At 67.9% G+C, this 14,606-nt stretch carries 12 protein-coding genes; 10 read left to right on the top strand and 2 right to left on the bottom strand.

The window, feature by feature from the left end:
- Nucleotides 1-3: 3 nt before the first annotated feature.
- Together MNAB215_RS08525 and MNAB215_RS08520 are read right to left on the bottom strand one after the other, a co-directional pair.
- Nucleotides 4-2,412 carry a DUF6049 family protein gene (locus tag MNAB215_RS08525; protein WP_077078549.1) on the bottom strand — a complete coding sequence of 803 codons (2,409 nt, stop codon included), beginning with the start codon at nt 2,410-2,412 and terminating at the stop codon, nt 4-6.
- Nucleotides 2,409-3,143, bottom strand: a complete 735-nt coding sequence (locus MNAB215_RS08520; RefSeq protein WP_083746071.1) for an NUDIX hydrolase — start codon at nt 3,141-3,143, stop codon at nt 2,409-2,411. Before MNAB215_RS08520 ends, MNAB215_RS08525 begins: the two co-directional genes overlap by 4 nt.
- Nucleotides 3,144-3,253: 110 nt before the next feature.
- On the opposite strand from MNAB215_RS08520, the gene MNAB215_RS08515 reads away from it, so the two are divergent.
- The 10 genes from MNAB215_RS08515 (at nt 3,254) to eccA (ending at nt 14,576) form a co-directional block, all read left to right on the top strand.
- Entirely contained in the window at nt 3,254-4,699 is a 1,446-nt protein-coding gene (locus tag MNAB215_RS08515) for a CCA tRNA nucleotidyltransferase (protein ID WP_077078547.1), read from the top strand.
- 24 nt (nt 4,700-4,723) lie between these two features.
- Nucleotides 4,724-5,242 carry a pullulanase gene (locus tag MNAB215_RS08510; RefSeq protein WP_077078546.1) on the top strand — a complete coding sequence of 173 codons (519 nt, stop codon included), beginning with the start codon at nt 4,724-4,726 and terminating at the stop codon, nt 5,240-5,242.
- Between the two features lie 173 nt (nt 5,243-5,415).
- Nucleotides 5,416-5,739 carry a WXG100 family type VII secretion target gene (locus MNAB215_RS08505; RefSeq protein WP_077078545.1) on the top strand — a complete coding sequence of 108 codons (324 nt, stop codon included), beginning with the start codon at nt 5,416-5,418 and terminating at the stop codon, nt 5,737-5,739.
- 50 nt (nt 5,740-5,789) lie between these two features.
- Complete coding sequence (locus MNAB215_RS08500) at nt 5,790-6,080, top strand: WXG100 family type VII secretion target (RefSeq protein WP_077078544.1); 291 nt, start codon at nt 5,790-5,792, stop codon at nt 6,078-6,080.
- A gap of 64 nt (nt 6,081-6,144) precedes the next feature.
- Nucleotides 6,145-6,978, top strand: a complete 834-nt coding sequence (locus tag MNAB215_RS08495; protein ID WP_077078543.1) for an ESX secretion-associated protein EspG — start codon at nt 6,145-6,147, stop codon at nt 6,976-6,978.
- Between the two features lie 36 nt (nt 6,979-7,014).
- Nucleotides 7,015-8,043 carry a MinD/ParA family ATP-binding protein gene (locus MNAB215_RS08490; RefSeq protein ID WP_077078542.1) on the top strand — a complete coding sequence of 343 codons (1,029 nt, stop codon included), beginning with the start codon at nt 7,015-7,017 and terminating at the stop codon, nt 8,041-8,043.
- Nucleotides 8,043-9,524 carry a type VII secretion integral membrane protein EccD gene (gene eccD, locus MNAB215_RS08485; RefSeq protein ID WP_077078541.1) on the top strand — a complete coding sequence of 494 codons (1,482 nt, stop codon included), beginning with the start codon at nt 8,043-8,045 and terminating at the stop codon, nt 9,522-9,524. Before MNAB215_RS08490 ends, eccD begins: the two co-directional genes overlap by 1 nt.
- Nucleotides 9,525-9,529: 5 nt before the next feature.
- Nucleotides 9,530-11,194: a type VII secretion-associated serine protease mycosin gene (gene mycP / locus MNAB215_RS08480; protein ID WP_083746293.1), complete on the top strand. Its 1,665-nt coding sequence runs from the start codon at nt 9,530-9,532 to the stop codon at nt 11,192-11,194.
- Nucleotides 11,191-12,729, top strand: a complete 1,539-nt coding sequence (gene eccE / locus MNAB215_RS08475; RefSeq protein WP_077078540.1) for a type VII secretion protein EccE — start codon at nt 11,191-11,193, stop codon at nt 12,727-12,729. The genes mycP and eccE overlap by 4 nt, the downstream gene beginning before the upstream one ends.
- Nucleotides 12,726-14,576 (top strand): type VII secretion AAA-ATPase EccA, encoded by a 1,851-nt coding sequence (gene eccA / locus MNAB215_RS08470; RefSeq protein ID WP_077078539.1) that lies wholly within the window; start codon nt 12,726-12,728, stop codon nt 14,574-14,576. The genes eccE and eccA overlap by 4 nt, the downstream gene beginning before the upstream one ends.
- The last annotated feature ends 30 nt before the right edge of the window (nt 14,577-14,606 follow it).

Here is a 14,606-nt window from a genome sequence, read left to right as displayed (position 1 = left end):
GTTTCATACTCGGTGCTCTTCATCGACCAGGTGGTCGACGTCGTCGTTGGCGGATCTGCGGCGCGGCGGATCGGGACGGTCCAGGTCGGCGCGGTCGGGCTGCCCGCGGAACCGGTGCCACAGTCGCCGCCCGGCGAGCAGCACCAACACCGCCGCCGCGGTCAGGGTGATCGCGAAAAGCACCTTGCCGTAGGCGTTGGAGTGCACCGACATGCGGACCGGATCGCCCAACCGCGTGCCATCGGGGGTTCGCAGGGTGACGTCGATGGCCACCCGCTGGGTGAAGTTCACTTCGATCGGCACCCGCAGCGGCAGGTAGCCGGGCGGCAATTCGATCTGCCCGACGTCGGTGACGGTCATCCCCGGGGGAGCGTCGACCTGCAGCCGCACCTTGATGGGCACGGCCAGTCCGTTGTGCAGTGCCAACGGCAGAGGGCTGTGTTCGGTGGCCAGCGTGTAGGAGCCACCCGGGTTGACGATGGTGACCGCGCCGAACAGGTCGTTGATCGTGTTGCCGACGACGGCCAGCCGCTGCTGCGCCAGTCCGTTGCGGGTATCGGGTGGCTGCGATTGGCTCAACGCGCGCAGCATGTCCTCGCGAAGCGGGGCGGTGTACTGGATGCCGGTCAGCCCGGTGCGCTCGTCGGTGCTCAATGCCGACGTCAGCCGTCCCAGCCGCCCGGCCTGATCGCCGGCGTCGGCCGCGACGGCGTCGGCGAACCGGCCGCGTTCGACAACCGCGGCGCCGGGGGCATCGGCCGGTTCGGTGCGGGTCGGGTCGATGGCTTGGGCCTCGGCGATCACCGCTGGCAGTGGTCGGGCGACCGCCAGACCGGACCGGATGCTGGTGGCCAGCGCGGTCATGATGACCTGCGCGTCGTCGGTTTGCAGGTTCCAGACGGCGGGCGGGACCAGGATCTGAGTGCGCGGCGCGGCGTCCCGGTCCAGGGCGTGCCAGAACATGGAGCCCAGGGCGTCCTGACGCCGCGCCGTGCCCGAGTCGTGGGCAAGCCGGACCGTCAGCGACGGGTCCAGGTAGGTCGGCACGGTGGGGTTGTTTCCCGCCCCGGCCAGCGCGGCTCCCACGGCCGGGTCGAACGGGGCGACCGCCACCTGGGGAGACAGCCGCCGAGGTGCGGTGTCGACCGCGGCGCCCGACTCGGGTCCGCCGTCCGACGAGCCCGGCTGGTCGGGGGCGGTCAAGCCGGCTGCGGCGACCGCGACCGTGGTGCTATCGGCGCCGAGGAGGTCGACCGCGCCGCCGGTCAGCGGGCCGTCGGGGAGCAGGGTGGCGCCGCGGGTCGAGGGCAGATTGAGAATCTGGTCGACGATGTCGCCGGCGCCGTTGGTGGCGATCGAGCTCAGTTCGGGATTGTTGACGCGGTGCAGTGCATCCAGATCGGCTTGCGCAAACGGCAACGGCGCCACGCAGGTGCGCCTGCCCAGCGCCCGCAACCGGTTGAGCCAGGTGGTCGCCGCGTCCTGGCCGGTGCCCGGATGCGTCGGGGTACCCGGTTGCTGCGCGGGACCGTCGGGGGAGTTGGACACGACGTACCCGCCGGTCATCGCGTTGGCGGTGACCAGCAGATCCGGGTCGACGGCCAGGCACAGGGCTCGCCCGACGGCGCCGTCGGGGTCGACGTCGTGGCTGGTGGCGACCTCGGCCGCGGACAACAAGATGTCCAGCCGGCCGCCGGTGGCCAGCGACGTGGCCAAGTCGTCGTCGATCAGCCGGACCGGGATGGTTCCGCCGGGTTGGCCGGGCGCGAGCCGGGGGCGGTCGGCCAGCGGCCACAGCATGGTCAGCCATACGGGTTTAGAGGTGTCCGGCGCGACGGCGGACTCCAGGGAGTCGGCCTGGTCGGGCGGCACACCGATCACCGGCAGCAGGAACCGCGCGTTGTCGAGCCGGGCGGGGGCACCGTAATCGGGTGTCCCGTTGACGTTGACCAGCACCGGATAGATCCCCGGCCGATCGATGCCCAACGACGTCTTGGTCAATGAGCGCAGGGGTGCCGACAGCGTGAAGCCGGTCTCCTGCCCACGTTGCAATTCCGGTGCCACAGTGAGGAAGTCGGCGGCCGGCTGGTACTGATCGGTGCCGCCGTCAAGAGAGGTACGCAAGTTCGCCGACGCCGTCACCGCCCCGGCGTGCTCGAGCCGGACCATCACGTCGCGGACCGGGCGGTCGCCGATATTGCTGACCATCCCGCTGACCGTGACGGTGGGCGGGCTGGTCGTAGTGACAACGTCCGGGGTGACCTGATCGATGCGGACACGGACGAACGGCGTCGTTCCCGGCTCGCCGGCGGCCGCGCGCGGTATGGCGACGGGCCCGGCGAGCACCACCGCGAAGCCGACCACGACGGCAATGCGCACGAAGCCGGCCCAGCAGATTCGTGGCGAGGTCACGACCCTGGCCCGTGACCGTTTTTCTTGCCCGTTCCGGGTTTCTCGGAGTTGCGGGTCCGCGAATGTGTCTGCGGATGACGCCGAGGCGCGCTGGGCGGTAGCGGGGGCAGCGCGGACGGCCCGTCGGTCTGCAGCTTCCCGATCAGTTCGTCGGCGACTTCGGCGAGGCGGCGTTCGTCGGCGTAGGCAAGTCGCGACGGCAGTTCCTGCATCGGCACCCACGCCACCTCGGCGACCTCGAGGTCCTCGTCGCAGAGTTCTCCGCCGGAGAAGCGCATCAAGTAGTGGTGCACGGTCTTGTGCACTCGGCGGCCGTCGGTGACGAACCAGTAGTCGATACGTCCGAGCGCGGCCAGCACGCTGCCACGAATCCCGGTCTCCTCGGCCACCTCGCGGATGGCGGTCTGCTCGGCGGTTTCCCCTTGCTCGATATGACCCTTGGGCAGCGACCACAGCATCCGCCCGCGCCGATCGATGCGACCGATTAGCGCCGCAACCTGCGAATCGCGCGGCCCGTCGATGCCGTCGATGACTAGTCCGCCCGCCGAGGTTTCATGCACGGTGCGTAATCGCTCCGGCCCGCGTCGTGGTGTGCGGGACCGGCGCTTCCTGGTCGCCGATGACTCATCGCTGGCTTGGCCGTTCGTATTGCTCTCGGCCGCATCGGCTGCACCACGATTGCGACGCCTTCCGCGGCGCCGACGTGGTTTGGCATGTTCGCCGTCCGACACCCAAGCGATAGTAGCTGGCACGGGCCGGTGTCCCGGACATACTCGCCGCTAGCAAGGGCGCCGCGGCGCCGCCCGCCGCCACCCGGCGAACCCGACTACCCTGATCGAACGTGCCGGAAGCTGCCGACGATCCGAAGCTGCTGGCCGCTGCCGCGGTCGCATTGAATCAGCATGCATCGGTGCTGCGCGAGATCGGATCGGCGTTCGACGCCGGGGGCCACGAACTGTATCTGGTCGGCGGTTCGGTGCGAGACGCCTTCCTGGGCCGGCTGAGTGCCGATCTGGATTTCACCACCGACGCCCGGCCCGACCAGATCCAGCAGCTCGTGCGGCGGTGGGCCGACAGTGTGTGGGACACCGGGATCGACTTCGGCACCATCGGCGTCGGCAAGGGCGATTACCGCCTGGAAATCACCACGTTTCGCGCGGACACCTACGACCAGGTGTCCCGCCATCCCGAGGTGCGTTTCGGCGATCGCCTCGACGACGACCTGGTGCGGCGCGATTTCACGGTGAACGCGATGGCAGTGCGCGTCACAGCCGACGGGGCGGGCGAACTCCTGGACCCGCTGGGCGGTTTGGCGGCGGTCCGCGCCCAGGTGCTGGACACCCCGTCAGCGCCGGAGGTTTCCTTTGGAGACGACCCGTTGCGCATGCTGCGCGCCGCGCGGTTCGTCTCGCAGCTGGGCTTCACCGTCGCCCCGCGGGTGCGGACGGCGATCGGCGAGATGGCCCCGCAGCTGGGCCGCATCAGCGCCGAGCGGGTGGCCGCCGAACTGGACAAGCTGCTGCTCGGGGCGGACCCGGTCGCCGGCATCGACCTGCTGGTGAACACCGGCATGGGTGAGGTGGTGTTGCCGGAGGTCGGCGGTATGCAGATGGCCATCGACGAGCACCACCAGCACAAGGACGTGTACCAGCATTCGTTGACCGTGCTGCGGCAGGCGATCGCGCTGGAGGACCCGGGCGACCCGGATCTGGTGCTGCGCTGGGCGGCGCTGCTGCACGACATCGGCAAGCCGTCCACCCGGCGCCACGAGCCTGACGGCGGAGTGAGCTTCCACCACCACGAGGTGGTGGGCGCGAAGATGGTGCGCAAGCGGCTGCGGGAGCTCAAGTACTCCAAGCAGATGGTCGACGACATCTCGGGGCTGGTGTACCTGCATCTCCGGTTTCACGGCTATGGCGGTGGAAGGTGGACCGACTCTGCGGTGCGCCGTTATGTCGCGGATGCCGGGCCGCTGCTGCCGCGGCTGCACAAGCTGGTGCGCGCCGACTGCACCACCCGCAACAAGCGCCGGGCCGCGCGGCTGCAGGCGAACTACGACCAGCTGGAGGCGCGGATCGCCGAGCTGGCCGCCCAGGAGGACCTGGCGCGGGTCCGCCCGGACCTGGACGGCAACCAGATCATGAAGCTGCTCGACATCCCGGCGGGACCACAAGTCGGTGAGGCCTGGCGATTTTTGAAGGAGTTGCGGCTGGACCGCGGTCCGCTGACCAACGAAGAGGCCACCGACGAGCTGCTGGCCTGGTGGCGATCGCGGGGGAACCCCTAGCCGACCGACCGCGTCAGAACGGTCATGGACTATTGCCTGGCAGGCGACGACGGACATGCGGCCATCTGGCACGGCCAACCCGATCTCGATCTGGACGGCGACGGCCGCCTGGATGCGTTCGGCCTGGATCTCGACGGGGATGGGATGCGCGATGACGCACTGGCGGATTTCGATGGCGACGGGATCGCCGATCACGCGGCGCGCGACGTCGACAACGACGGCACCCCGGAGGCCTTCTTTACCGACGACGGGTCGGGCACCTGGGCGGTCAGTTTCGATCGGGGCGGGCAACTGCGCTGGTTGTCCCTCGATGGCGTCGAGCACACGGGTGGTCCACTCGTCGACTTCGATGGCGTGCACGTGCGCGGCCAGCTGGACGACCGGTTAGTCGACACAGATGGCAACGGGGTAGCCGACCGGGTGCTGTGCGCCGGCGAGGACGGCATGACCGGTTATGTGGACACCGATGGTGACGGCCGGTGGAATGTCCGGTTGACCGACGCCGACGGCGACGGCCTGTCCGACGGCGCGACCAGCTTGTGACTGCGAGCCGGCATTTCGGTCACCCTGGTTGACATGGTTTTTGTTCAATTTGGGTAAACCAACCGCACTCCGCGTGTGGAGCCGAAAAAGAAGTGAAGTGACAGTCCCCGATCGCTGTCTAAACTGCTATGCATATCCAGGTCGGGGAGGCCTAGAAATCAGGGAGGAAAACCATGGCAGGCACAACCGTTGTCACACCGGAGCTGCTGCGTAGTACCAAGCAACGGATCGAATCACGGCTGCAGGAAGCGGCGACAATCGCCAATCAGTACTTGAGCGGCCACGAGAACATCATCAGCGGCACCGGCTGGGCCGGCCAGGCGGGGACGACCTCGCTGAACACCGCCGGTCAGATCGAGCATGACCTGCAGCAGATGTTGAACGGCGGCAATCGTCTGGCCCACGGACTCGGCCAGGCGGCGGTCCTCATGGAAAACCACGAAGCCGACTCGGCCCACAACCTCAACGGCGTTTTCGGCGGCGGGCACTCGGCCTAAGACGGTTCGTCAATTCCATCCACAGACTTATTCACGTAAGGAACCACAAAATGGCCGACAACATCGTCTACAACCACGCCGCGGTCAGCGGCCTGTCCGGCGACATCGGTTCGCAGGCGGCGCAGCTGATGGAAATTCACAGCGACGTTCTGCATCTCACCCAGGCGCTGGGCGACTTCTTCCAGGGCCACGGCGCGACCGCGTTCTTCGACGCCCAGCAGCAGATGCTGCACGGCCTGGAGGACCTCATTCAGACGGTCAGCCTGCACGGACACACCGTGAGCAATGTGCACGACGCCGCGGTGAGTACGGACTACCAGATGGGCAACCTCTTTACCTAGCCACGCATACGGGGTGGGGGCGTACGCGGTGCGTGCGCCCCCCAGGCTGCGTCAGGGGAACAGCGTGTTAACCACCACATTGGACGGGCTGTGGGTCCTCCAAGTGCTCACCGGCATCGAGGTCCTGGCTCCCGAGATGGGCCTGCGGCCCCACTTGCCCAGCGTCGAGCCCAAGCAGGCGGCGTTGCAGCATCCGGTCGCGGCCGAACTGCGGGCCGCCGGCGTCATCGACGAGTTGGGCGCCGTCGACGGCACGATCGTCGAGTGGCTGACCGTGCTGTCCCGGCGCGACGTCGGCCTGCTCGTGCACTTCCGTATGCCCGGCGACGCCGAACCGGCACGGGCGCTGCTCGCCCGATTCGCGCAGTGGTGGGTCGCCATGGAACGGTCCGCCGACATCGTGCGGATCAGCGGTGCGGGCGTCACCGTCAACGAATCAACCGCCAGCGCGGCACTGTCCGCACAGATCGAGCGATTGTGCGGCAGCTGCGATCCGGCGACGCTACGACCTGTCACGCTGGACGCCGATGCCCTGCGCGGAGCCGCGACCAGTCAGGAGTCCGTGCGTACGTTCTTCGACAATCAGGGGCTCGACCACGACCAGGTGCACATGCTCGAACTTGCGGCCGATCCCGAGCGTTCGGCCCAAGCCTCGATCGTCGCCATCCAGTCCGGCGTGGACAGTGGCCGGCCGACCCGGACCTTCATCGAGCCGGGGGCGGTGACCATCATGGATACGCCGGAGGGACGGCTGGTCGCCGAACACATGTCTTCCGCGGGCAAGAGGTGGATGATCGTTGCTCCCGGGAACAAGAACAACATCGCTGCGGCGATCGGCCATATGATGCGGCGCCTGCCGGCCGAACAAGAATGGTTTTCGTACCGAAAAGTTGTGTAGTCGAGAGGGTATCGCACAAATGTTAGCATCGGCATCGTGACAAACCCGTGGACGGGCTCGTCCAATCCCGAGGAACAGGGCGGACCGACTCGGAGAGAAGCGCCCGCTGCTCGCTACCAAAACCAAGACTCCGTATCGGGGACATTACGCATCTCGGATATGGTGGCGCCGCGCAAGATTCCGCCGGGCGCCGGCTGGCGGCGATTCCTCTATAACGCCACCTTTCACGCCATTAACTTCGGCGAATCGCCCGGTGAAAGACATTATCGGGAATTGCAGGAACGAATCCGGCGCCACATTCGCAAGCAGTACGTGGTCGGGGTCATATCGGGGAAGGGCGGCGTCGGCAAGACCACGATGACCGCATGCATCGGCGCGGTGTTCCGCGAATGCCGGCCGGAGAACGTGGTCGCCATCGATGCGGCCCCCGGCTTCGGCACACTGGCCGGGCGCATCGATGAATCCCCGCCGGGCGATTACGCGGCGGTCCTGAACGACACCGACGTCCAGGGCTATGCGGACATCCGGGAACACTTGGGGCAGAACAGTCTTGGCCTCGATGTCCTGGCCGGAAACCGCGCGTCGGATCAACCGCGGCCACTGGTCGCTTCGATGTTCGCCGGCGTGCTGTCCAGGCTGCGCCGCACGCACACCGTCATCGTGGTGGACACGTCCGACGACCTCGAGCACCCCGTGATGAAGGCGGTGCTCGACGCGTGCGACACCTTGGTTTTCGTGTCCGGTCTGACGGCGGACACCTCCCTGCCGGTCACCCGCGCGATCGACCTGCTGCGGTCGATGGGCTACCACGAGGCGGTGTCGCGCAGCATGGTGATTTTGAACGACAGCCGTGACCAATACGATTCCGAGGCGCGTGCTTACCTCACCGAACGTTTCGCGCAATCGGGGGCGACGGTCGAATTCATGCCTTACGACCCGTATCTCGCCAAAGGCGGGATTATCGACACACGTCACGAGTTGAAGAAAAAGACCCGCTTGCGGTTATTCGAGATCACCGCGGCCCTGGCCGACAAATACATTCCAGATGCTGACAGGCCACGCTAATGGCGAAGGTATCGTTTCCGGCCCGTTGTGCGGTTGCGGTCGTTTGTGGAGAACATCTGGTCTCGCAGGTATACCCCGCCTCGGTGCCCGTCGAGGCCTTCCTCGACAACGTCGTCGAGCTACTTAACGACGAACTCAAGCGGCGGGGGTTCACCGGGCTGGAGTCCGGGGTCGGATACGAACTACACAAGGCCAACGGTGTCCGGCTGGATGTCACCAAGACGCTCGACGAACTCGGCGTCGAGGACGGCGCCACGCTCACCCTGGTTCCCGTGGTGGCCGGCGAATCGTTCGAGCCGCAGTACGAGTCGTTGTCGACCGGCCTCGCCCGGATCGGCAAGACGCTGTTCGAGCCGGTCACCTTAAAGACGGCCGCGCACACCGCGCTGGTCATTCTCGCGATGGTCTCGATGACAGGGCTGGGATTGGCTGTGCGCCAACGCTTATCGACTGATTCGTTGCTGCCGACCATCGTGACCGGTGTGTCCGGCCTGCTGATCGCCGGGGGAGCGTGGGCGGTGTGGCGTTGGTGGCCGGGCCGAACCGACATGGTGGACGGGCTCGGCTGGACCGCGCTGCCGCTGCTCACGGTGAGCTTCGCCGCCGGTGCGCCGGGGCACGTCGGGGCCGCGATCCTATTCATCGGGTCGCTGATGGGCGCGGTGCTGACGTGTGGACTCGCGACCGCGACCGGGCGCCATGCCAACGTGGCGGCGACCGTGGTGACGGTGACCGGGCTGGGCGGGGTTATCTCCGGATTCCGGATGTGGTGGCCGGTTCCCGCGCAGTGGCTGGGGATGTGCACCCTGGTCGCCCTGCTGTTGCTGTTGACGATGTCGCCGACGATCTCACTCTGGGTGGCCAGGATCCGGCCGCCCTACTTCGGATCAATCACCGGGCGTGATCTGTTCCGCCGCGGCGCGGGTATGCCGGTCGATGCGGTGTCGCCGGTGGACGAGGGTGCCGACGAGGAAGTGAATACCGACACCACGCCGCGCGGCGCGCAGATCGCGATCGCGGCCGTCCGTGCCAACAACATCCTGACGGGAATCTGTGTGGGTGCCGCGCTGATGCTGCCCGTCGCGGTGTGGGCCACCCTGATGCCGGGCCGCGACCGGAGCATGGCGGCCGCGGTGCTGGCCGGGCTCTTCGTGCTGATCTTCATCAGCCGTGGGCGGGCGTTCGCCGACAAGCGCCAGGCCGTCTCGCTGGTTTGTGGGGCGGCGGCCGCACTGTGCGTCGGCGTCGTCAAATACGTTGCGCACGAGCCCGCTTCGTCCGGGCTTCCGGTGTTGTGGGGGGTGCTGGTCTTGGCCGGGTTCGGCGGCGCCGGCCTGCTGGCGGCGCTACTGGTGCCCATCACCAGGTTCACTCCGCTGGTCCGGATGACGGCGGAATGGGTGGAGATAGCGGCGATCATCGCGGCCCTGCCGTTGGCCGCGTGGATCGGCGGCTTGTTCACCTGGGTGCGGATGCGATGACCCGGATGGTTGACGCGGCGTGGGCTGCTCTACTGGCTGCGTCGCAGCGGATCGCTGCGACGGGACTGACCTGCCTGCTCGTCGCCGCAATAGCGAGCCTGCCTGCGGCACAAGCAATTCCGCCGCCGACCGTCGACCCCGGGCGGGTGCCGCCGGACGGCAAGCCCGTGTCGGATCAGCCGATGCGGCAAAGCTTCGCCTGCGCCAGAACGATCACCGTCGCCGACCCGAACGTAGGTCTGCTCGCGCCCGGGATCACTATGCTGAACATCGGCAAGGCCTGGCAGTATTCGACCGGGAACGGGGTGCCGGTCGCCGTCATCGACACCGGCATCAATCCCAGCCGGCGGCTACCGGTCGTCGCGGGCGGTGACTACATCATGGGCGGCGACGGCCTCTCCGATTGCGATGCGCATGGAACCATCGTGGCGTCGCTGATCGGGGCAGCGCCACAAGGGATTCCGATGCCCGCGCCGATGCCGGCCATCCCGGCGTTCCCGCCGCCTGCGGGGCCACCGCCGACCGACGCGGGAGCGCCACCTCCGGGCGGAGCGCCGCCGCCGGTCGCGCCCCCGCCACCACCGTCGCCGGTGACGATCACCCAGACCGTGGCGCCGCCGCCTCCGCCGCCACCCCCACCGGACGCCCCGTCCAACGGACCGGGCGATCCAGTGCCCGGGCAGCCCGACGACCCAGAGGTGCCGCCGCTACCCCCGGGTGCGCCCGACGGGGTCGTCGGTGTCGCGCCGCACGCCGTCGTCATCTCCATCCGGCAGTCCTCGCGGGCCTTCGAACCGGTGAACCCCGGGGGCGGTGACATGGAGGGGCGCAAGAAGGCCGGGACTATCGCGACGCTGGCCAGTGCCATCGTGCACGCGGCGAACATGGGCGCCAAGGTGATCAATGTCAGTGTGACAGCATGTGTTTCGGCTGCTGATCCGCTGGACCAGGGCGCCATCGGTGCCGCCGTGTGGTACGCCGCGACCGTGAAGGACGCGCTGATCGTCGCCGCAGCGGGCAATGACAGCGAAGACGGCTGCGCCCAGAACCCGTCGTTCGACCCGCTGAACGCGTCGGACCCCCGCGACTGGCACCAGGTGAAGACCGTGTCGTCGCCGTCGTGGTTCTCCGACTACGTGCTGTCGGTCGGCGCGGTCGACAACACCGGCGCACCGATCAGTAAGAGCCTGGCCGGACCGTGGGTGGCCGCCGCCGCTCCCGGCGTCGGTGTGATGGGGTTGTCCCCCGAGACGGGTGGACCGGTGAACGCCTACCCGCCGATCCGTCCGGGCGAGAAGAACATGCCGTTCTGGGGCACCAGCTTCTCCGCCGCGTATGTCAGCGGGGTGGCCGCGTTGGTGCGGGCCAAGTACCCGGGGCTCACCGCGCATCAGATCATCAATCGCATTCTGCAGACCGCACACAATCCGCCGCGTGGGGTCGACAATCAGGTCGGCTACGGCGTCGTCGACCCGGTTGCGGCGCTGACGTTCGATGTGCCTCCCGGCGACAAGCTCCCGCCCGGCGCGGCCAGCCGCGTGCTGCACCCGCTGCCGCCGCCACCACCGCCGGATCACCGCGCCCGCAACGTGGCATTGGTATTCGCCGGTGTCGTCGTGGCCGCGATCGCGGTGGTCTCGCTGATCGTTCGGGCCCGGCGGGAACGATGAGGTCCGGGACGAAGCTGACCATCATCGTCGGCATCTTCTTCGCAGCCTTCGCGGGGTGGGCCTTCGGTCAATACATCGGTGCTGCAGTGGGATTGGTGATCGGGCTGGTCGTCGGCGTGGTCCGGTGGCGGGGTCAGCCGCTGTGGTCGTGGTTGATCCTGTGGTTCCGGCGTCGTCGGCCGATCAACTGGACGGAGCCGCTGACCGTCGCCAACGACCGCGCCGGTGGCGGCATCCGGTACCAGGACGGCGTTGCGGTGGCCGCGGTCCAGCTCTTCGGAAAGGCGCATACACCAACGCTTTTCACCGGATCGACGGCAACCTACACGGAGAACTCGTTCGATCTCACCGAGCTGGTTCCCCTGCTGCATCAAAGCCTGGGCCTAAAGCTGGGTTCGCTGAGCGTCGTCAGCGCGGGGGCGCGCCGGCGCAGCACCGGTGACTATCCGCGGGTGTACGACACCCTGATCGGCACGCCGCCGTATGCCGGCCAGCGCGAGACCTGGTTGATCGTGCGAACTCCGGCGCTCGACAATGCCGAAGCGCTGCGGGACCGGACCTCGGTCGGCACGGCGACGCTCGCGGCCGCGCAGCGGATCAGTGCGGCCATGCGGCAGCACGGCGTCCGCGCGAAGGTCGCCACGGCCACCGACATCGTCGAGATGGAGCGGCGACTGGGCCGATCCGCGCTCGAGGTTTCCAACCGGCGCTGGCGCTCGCTGCGCGGCGACAACGGCTGGCTGACCACCTACTGGTACCGGCCCGGCGACATCACCGCGGAGTCACTGGCGCAAGCGTGGTCGGCGCGCGCGGACGGGATCGTGCAGAACGTCACGCTTTTCGGCGACGGCACCGCCACGGCTACCGTGACGGCCCGGACCGCCCAGCCGCCGACGGCGCCGCTGAATCTGATGTTGCGGACCTTGCGGGGCGAGCAGGCGCAGGCCCTCGCCGCCAATCTGTGTGGGCCGCTGCCGCCGCTACGCGGAATCCGCCGTGGAGTGCTGCGCGGTCCGCTGATCGTTCCCATCGGACCGTCGGGGGTGCTGCTCGGCAAGGTCGCGGGTGGCAACCGGATGCTGCTGCCGTTCGACGACGCGGGCGAGTTCAGTCGGGTGCACATCGCCGCCGAGGACGCGCTGGCCAAGCGGTTCGTGATCCGGCTGGCCGGTGCGGGCGAGCGGATTACGGTGCACACTCGAAACATGCAGCGGTGGAACAGTGTTCGGATGCCGGACGTCGGCGTCACCGACCAGGCGAAACCGGTATCCGGCACGACGGTCAGCGTGGTGGACGGCACTTTGTCGCCGGCGCCGCGGCCGAACACCCTGATCTCGGTGGGGGAACCGGGCGAGCCGTACCGGGGGACGGCCAATGTGTTGATCACGCAGACGGGCCCGGCGACGGTGGAAGTGACGGCCGGCGGCCATGTCCATGTGGTGGAGGTCGAGTTGTTCCGCGCCGAGAATCGTTACGTATCCTCGGAACCGATGGTTCTGCGAACTTCTGAGCTGGAAGCGGTGGATACACCATGACCAGCAGCACCACTCCTGCGGCCGCACGAAAATTCTTCGATCAGGCGATGGCTCTGCTCGACGGCGATGTCGCCGCGGCCGCGCTGCGGTTTCGCGAGGCGACGGAAGTCGATCCGTCGATGGCCGACGCCTGGCTGGGCCGTATCGCCGCGGGTGACGAGTCGTTGTCGACCGTGCAGCACCTCTACGAATACGGGACGCGGCTGCACCGCGAAACCAACCGGCTCGGCGCGCGTTTGTCCGCCCCGATCAAAGCGGGGCCGTACCTGTCGATCTCGGTAACCGAGGCCTCCCACGCCGGCCTGGCGCTGGCGAGTGCGCTCATCGACGATCGCCAGTATGAGAAAGCTGAAGCGCTGCTTCGGGATTCGTCGCTGCTGGACACCTGGGAAAACCATCAGTGGAAGCAGTACATCGAGGCGTATCTGATGTTCGCCACCCAACGGTGGCCGGATGTGATCTCGACGGCTGCGGCGATCCTGCCGCCCCAGGCGATCATCATGTCGGCGGTCACGGCGGCGACCTGTACGTTGGCGGCGCATGCCGCGGCCCATCTCGGTCAGGCGCGGGTCGCGCTGGAGTGGACCGACCGCGTCGAGCTGCGCAGCGGATACGGTGGCCCGACCGAGTCGCGGCGTCAGCAGATCGAAACCGCCGTCACCGCAGTCGATCCCAACGACTTCCCATTGATCGCGGCCGACTTGGCCTATGTGCGCGGGATGGCGCATCGCCAGCTCGGCGACGAACCCAAGGCCCAGGTCTGGCTTTCCAAGGCGACGATCAACGGCGCGCTGATCGAATCAGCCAAGCAGGCGCTGGCCGACCCCGCGCTGCAACTGGTGATCACCGACGAGGGCGCCATCGAAACCCGCACCAATAAATGGGATGTGACCACCGAGCTGTCCGCGCAGCAGCGCGCGGAAGAGGACAACAAGGGGCGGCGCGGTGAACTCCTGGAGGAGGGCCGCGCCCTGCTCGACAACCAGGTCGGGTTGACCGAAGTCAAACGGGCGGTCGCCGAACTGGAGGACCAGATCGAGGTCCGGGCGCTGCGTCAGGCCGCCGGCCTGCCCCTGGCCAACCAGACCAACCACATGTTGTTGGTGGGTCCGCCCGGCACCGGTAAGACCACCACCGCCGAGGCGCTGGGAAAGATCTATGCCGGGCTCGGCATCGTGCGTCATCCCGAGATCGTCGAGGTCAAGCGGTCCGACTTCTGCGGGGAGCACATCGGGGCCTCGGGCCCGAAGACCAACGAACTGATCGACCGTTCGATGGGCCGCATCCTCTTTATGGACGAGTTCTACTCGCTCGTGGAACGCCACCAGGACGGGCGGCCGGACATGATCGGCATGGAGGCGGTCAACCAGCTGCTGGTGGCCCTCGAGGTGCACCGGTTCGACTTCTGTTTCATCGGCGCCGGATACGAGAAGGAAGTCGACGAATTCCTCACGGTCAACCCGGGTCTGGCGGGCCGGTTCAACCGCAAGCTGCGTTTCGAGTCCTACTCGCCGGGCGAGCTGGTGGAGATCGCGCTTCGCTACGGCAAGCCGCGCGCCACCGTCCTCGAGCCGGCCGCCGCCGAGGCACTCAAGGCAGCCTGCGCGACATTGCGGACCTACCGCCTGCCCGATGGCACACACGGTGTCGATGCCATGCAGAACGGTCGGTTCGCACGCAATGTGGTCGAGCGCGCGGAGCGGCTGCGGGACTCGCGCGTGGCCGCGCAACACCGCACCGACAAGGGTTCGGTCACCGTCGAAGACCTGCAGACGCTGCGCACCCCTGACGTCCTCGCCGCGGTGAAGGATGCGTGCGCGGAAAAGCATGTGCCGATAGTGCTTTGACGGAGTCGCCCGGATGGTGACCACCCTCGG

The sequence above is a fragment of the Mycobacterium numidiamassiliense genome (assembly GCF_900157365.1).
Taxonomy (GTDB): Bacteria; Actinomycetota; Actinomycetes; order Mycobacteriales; family Mycobacteriaceae; genus Mycobacterium; species Mycobacterium numidiamassiliense.
This window is presented reverse-complemented; position numbering and strand designations above follow the sequence as displayed.

Bases quoted from the DNA above. Each gene is read 5' to 3' on its own strand.
- eccD (WP_077078541.1), top strand. From the start codon at position 8,043: ATGGCGAAGGTATCGTTTCCGGCCCGTTGTGCGGTTGCGGTCGTTTGT.
- MNAB215_RS08500 (WP_077078544.1), top strand. From the start codon at position 5,790: ATGGCCGACAACATCGTCTACAACCACGCCGCGGTCAGCGGCCTGTCC.
- mycP (WP_083746293.1), top strand. From the start codon at position 9,530: ATGGTTGACGCGGCGTGGGCTGCTCTACTGGCTGCGTCGCAGCGGATC.
- eccA (WP_077078539.1), top strand. From the start codon at position 12,726: ATGACCAGCAGCACCACTCCTGCGGCCGCACGAAAATTCTTCGATCAG.
- MNAB215_RS08510 (WP_077078546.1), top strand. From the start codon at position 4,724: ATGGACTATTGCCTGGCAGGCGACGACGGACATGCGGCCATCTGGCAC.
- eccE (WP_077078540.1), top strand. From the start codon at position 11,191: ATGAGGTCCGGGACGAAGCTGACCATCATCGTCGGCATCTTCTTCGCA.
- MNAB215_RS08505 (WP_077078545.1), top strand. From the start codon at position 5,416: ATGGCAGGCACAACCGTTGTCACACCGGAGCTGCTGCGTAGTACCAAG.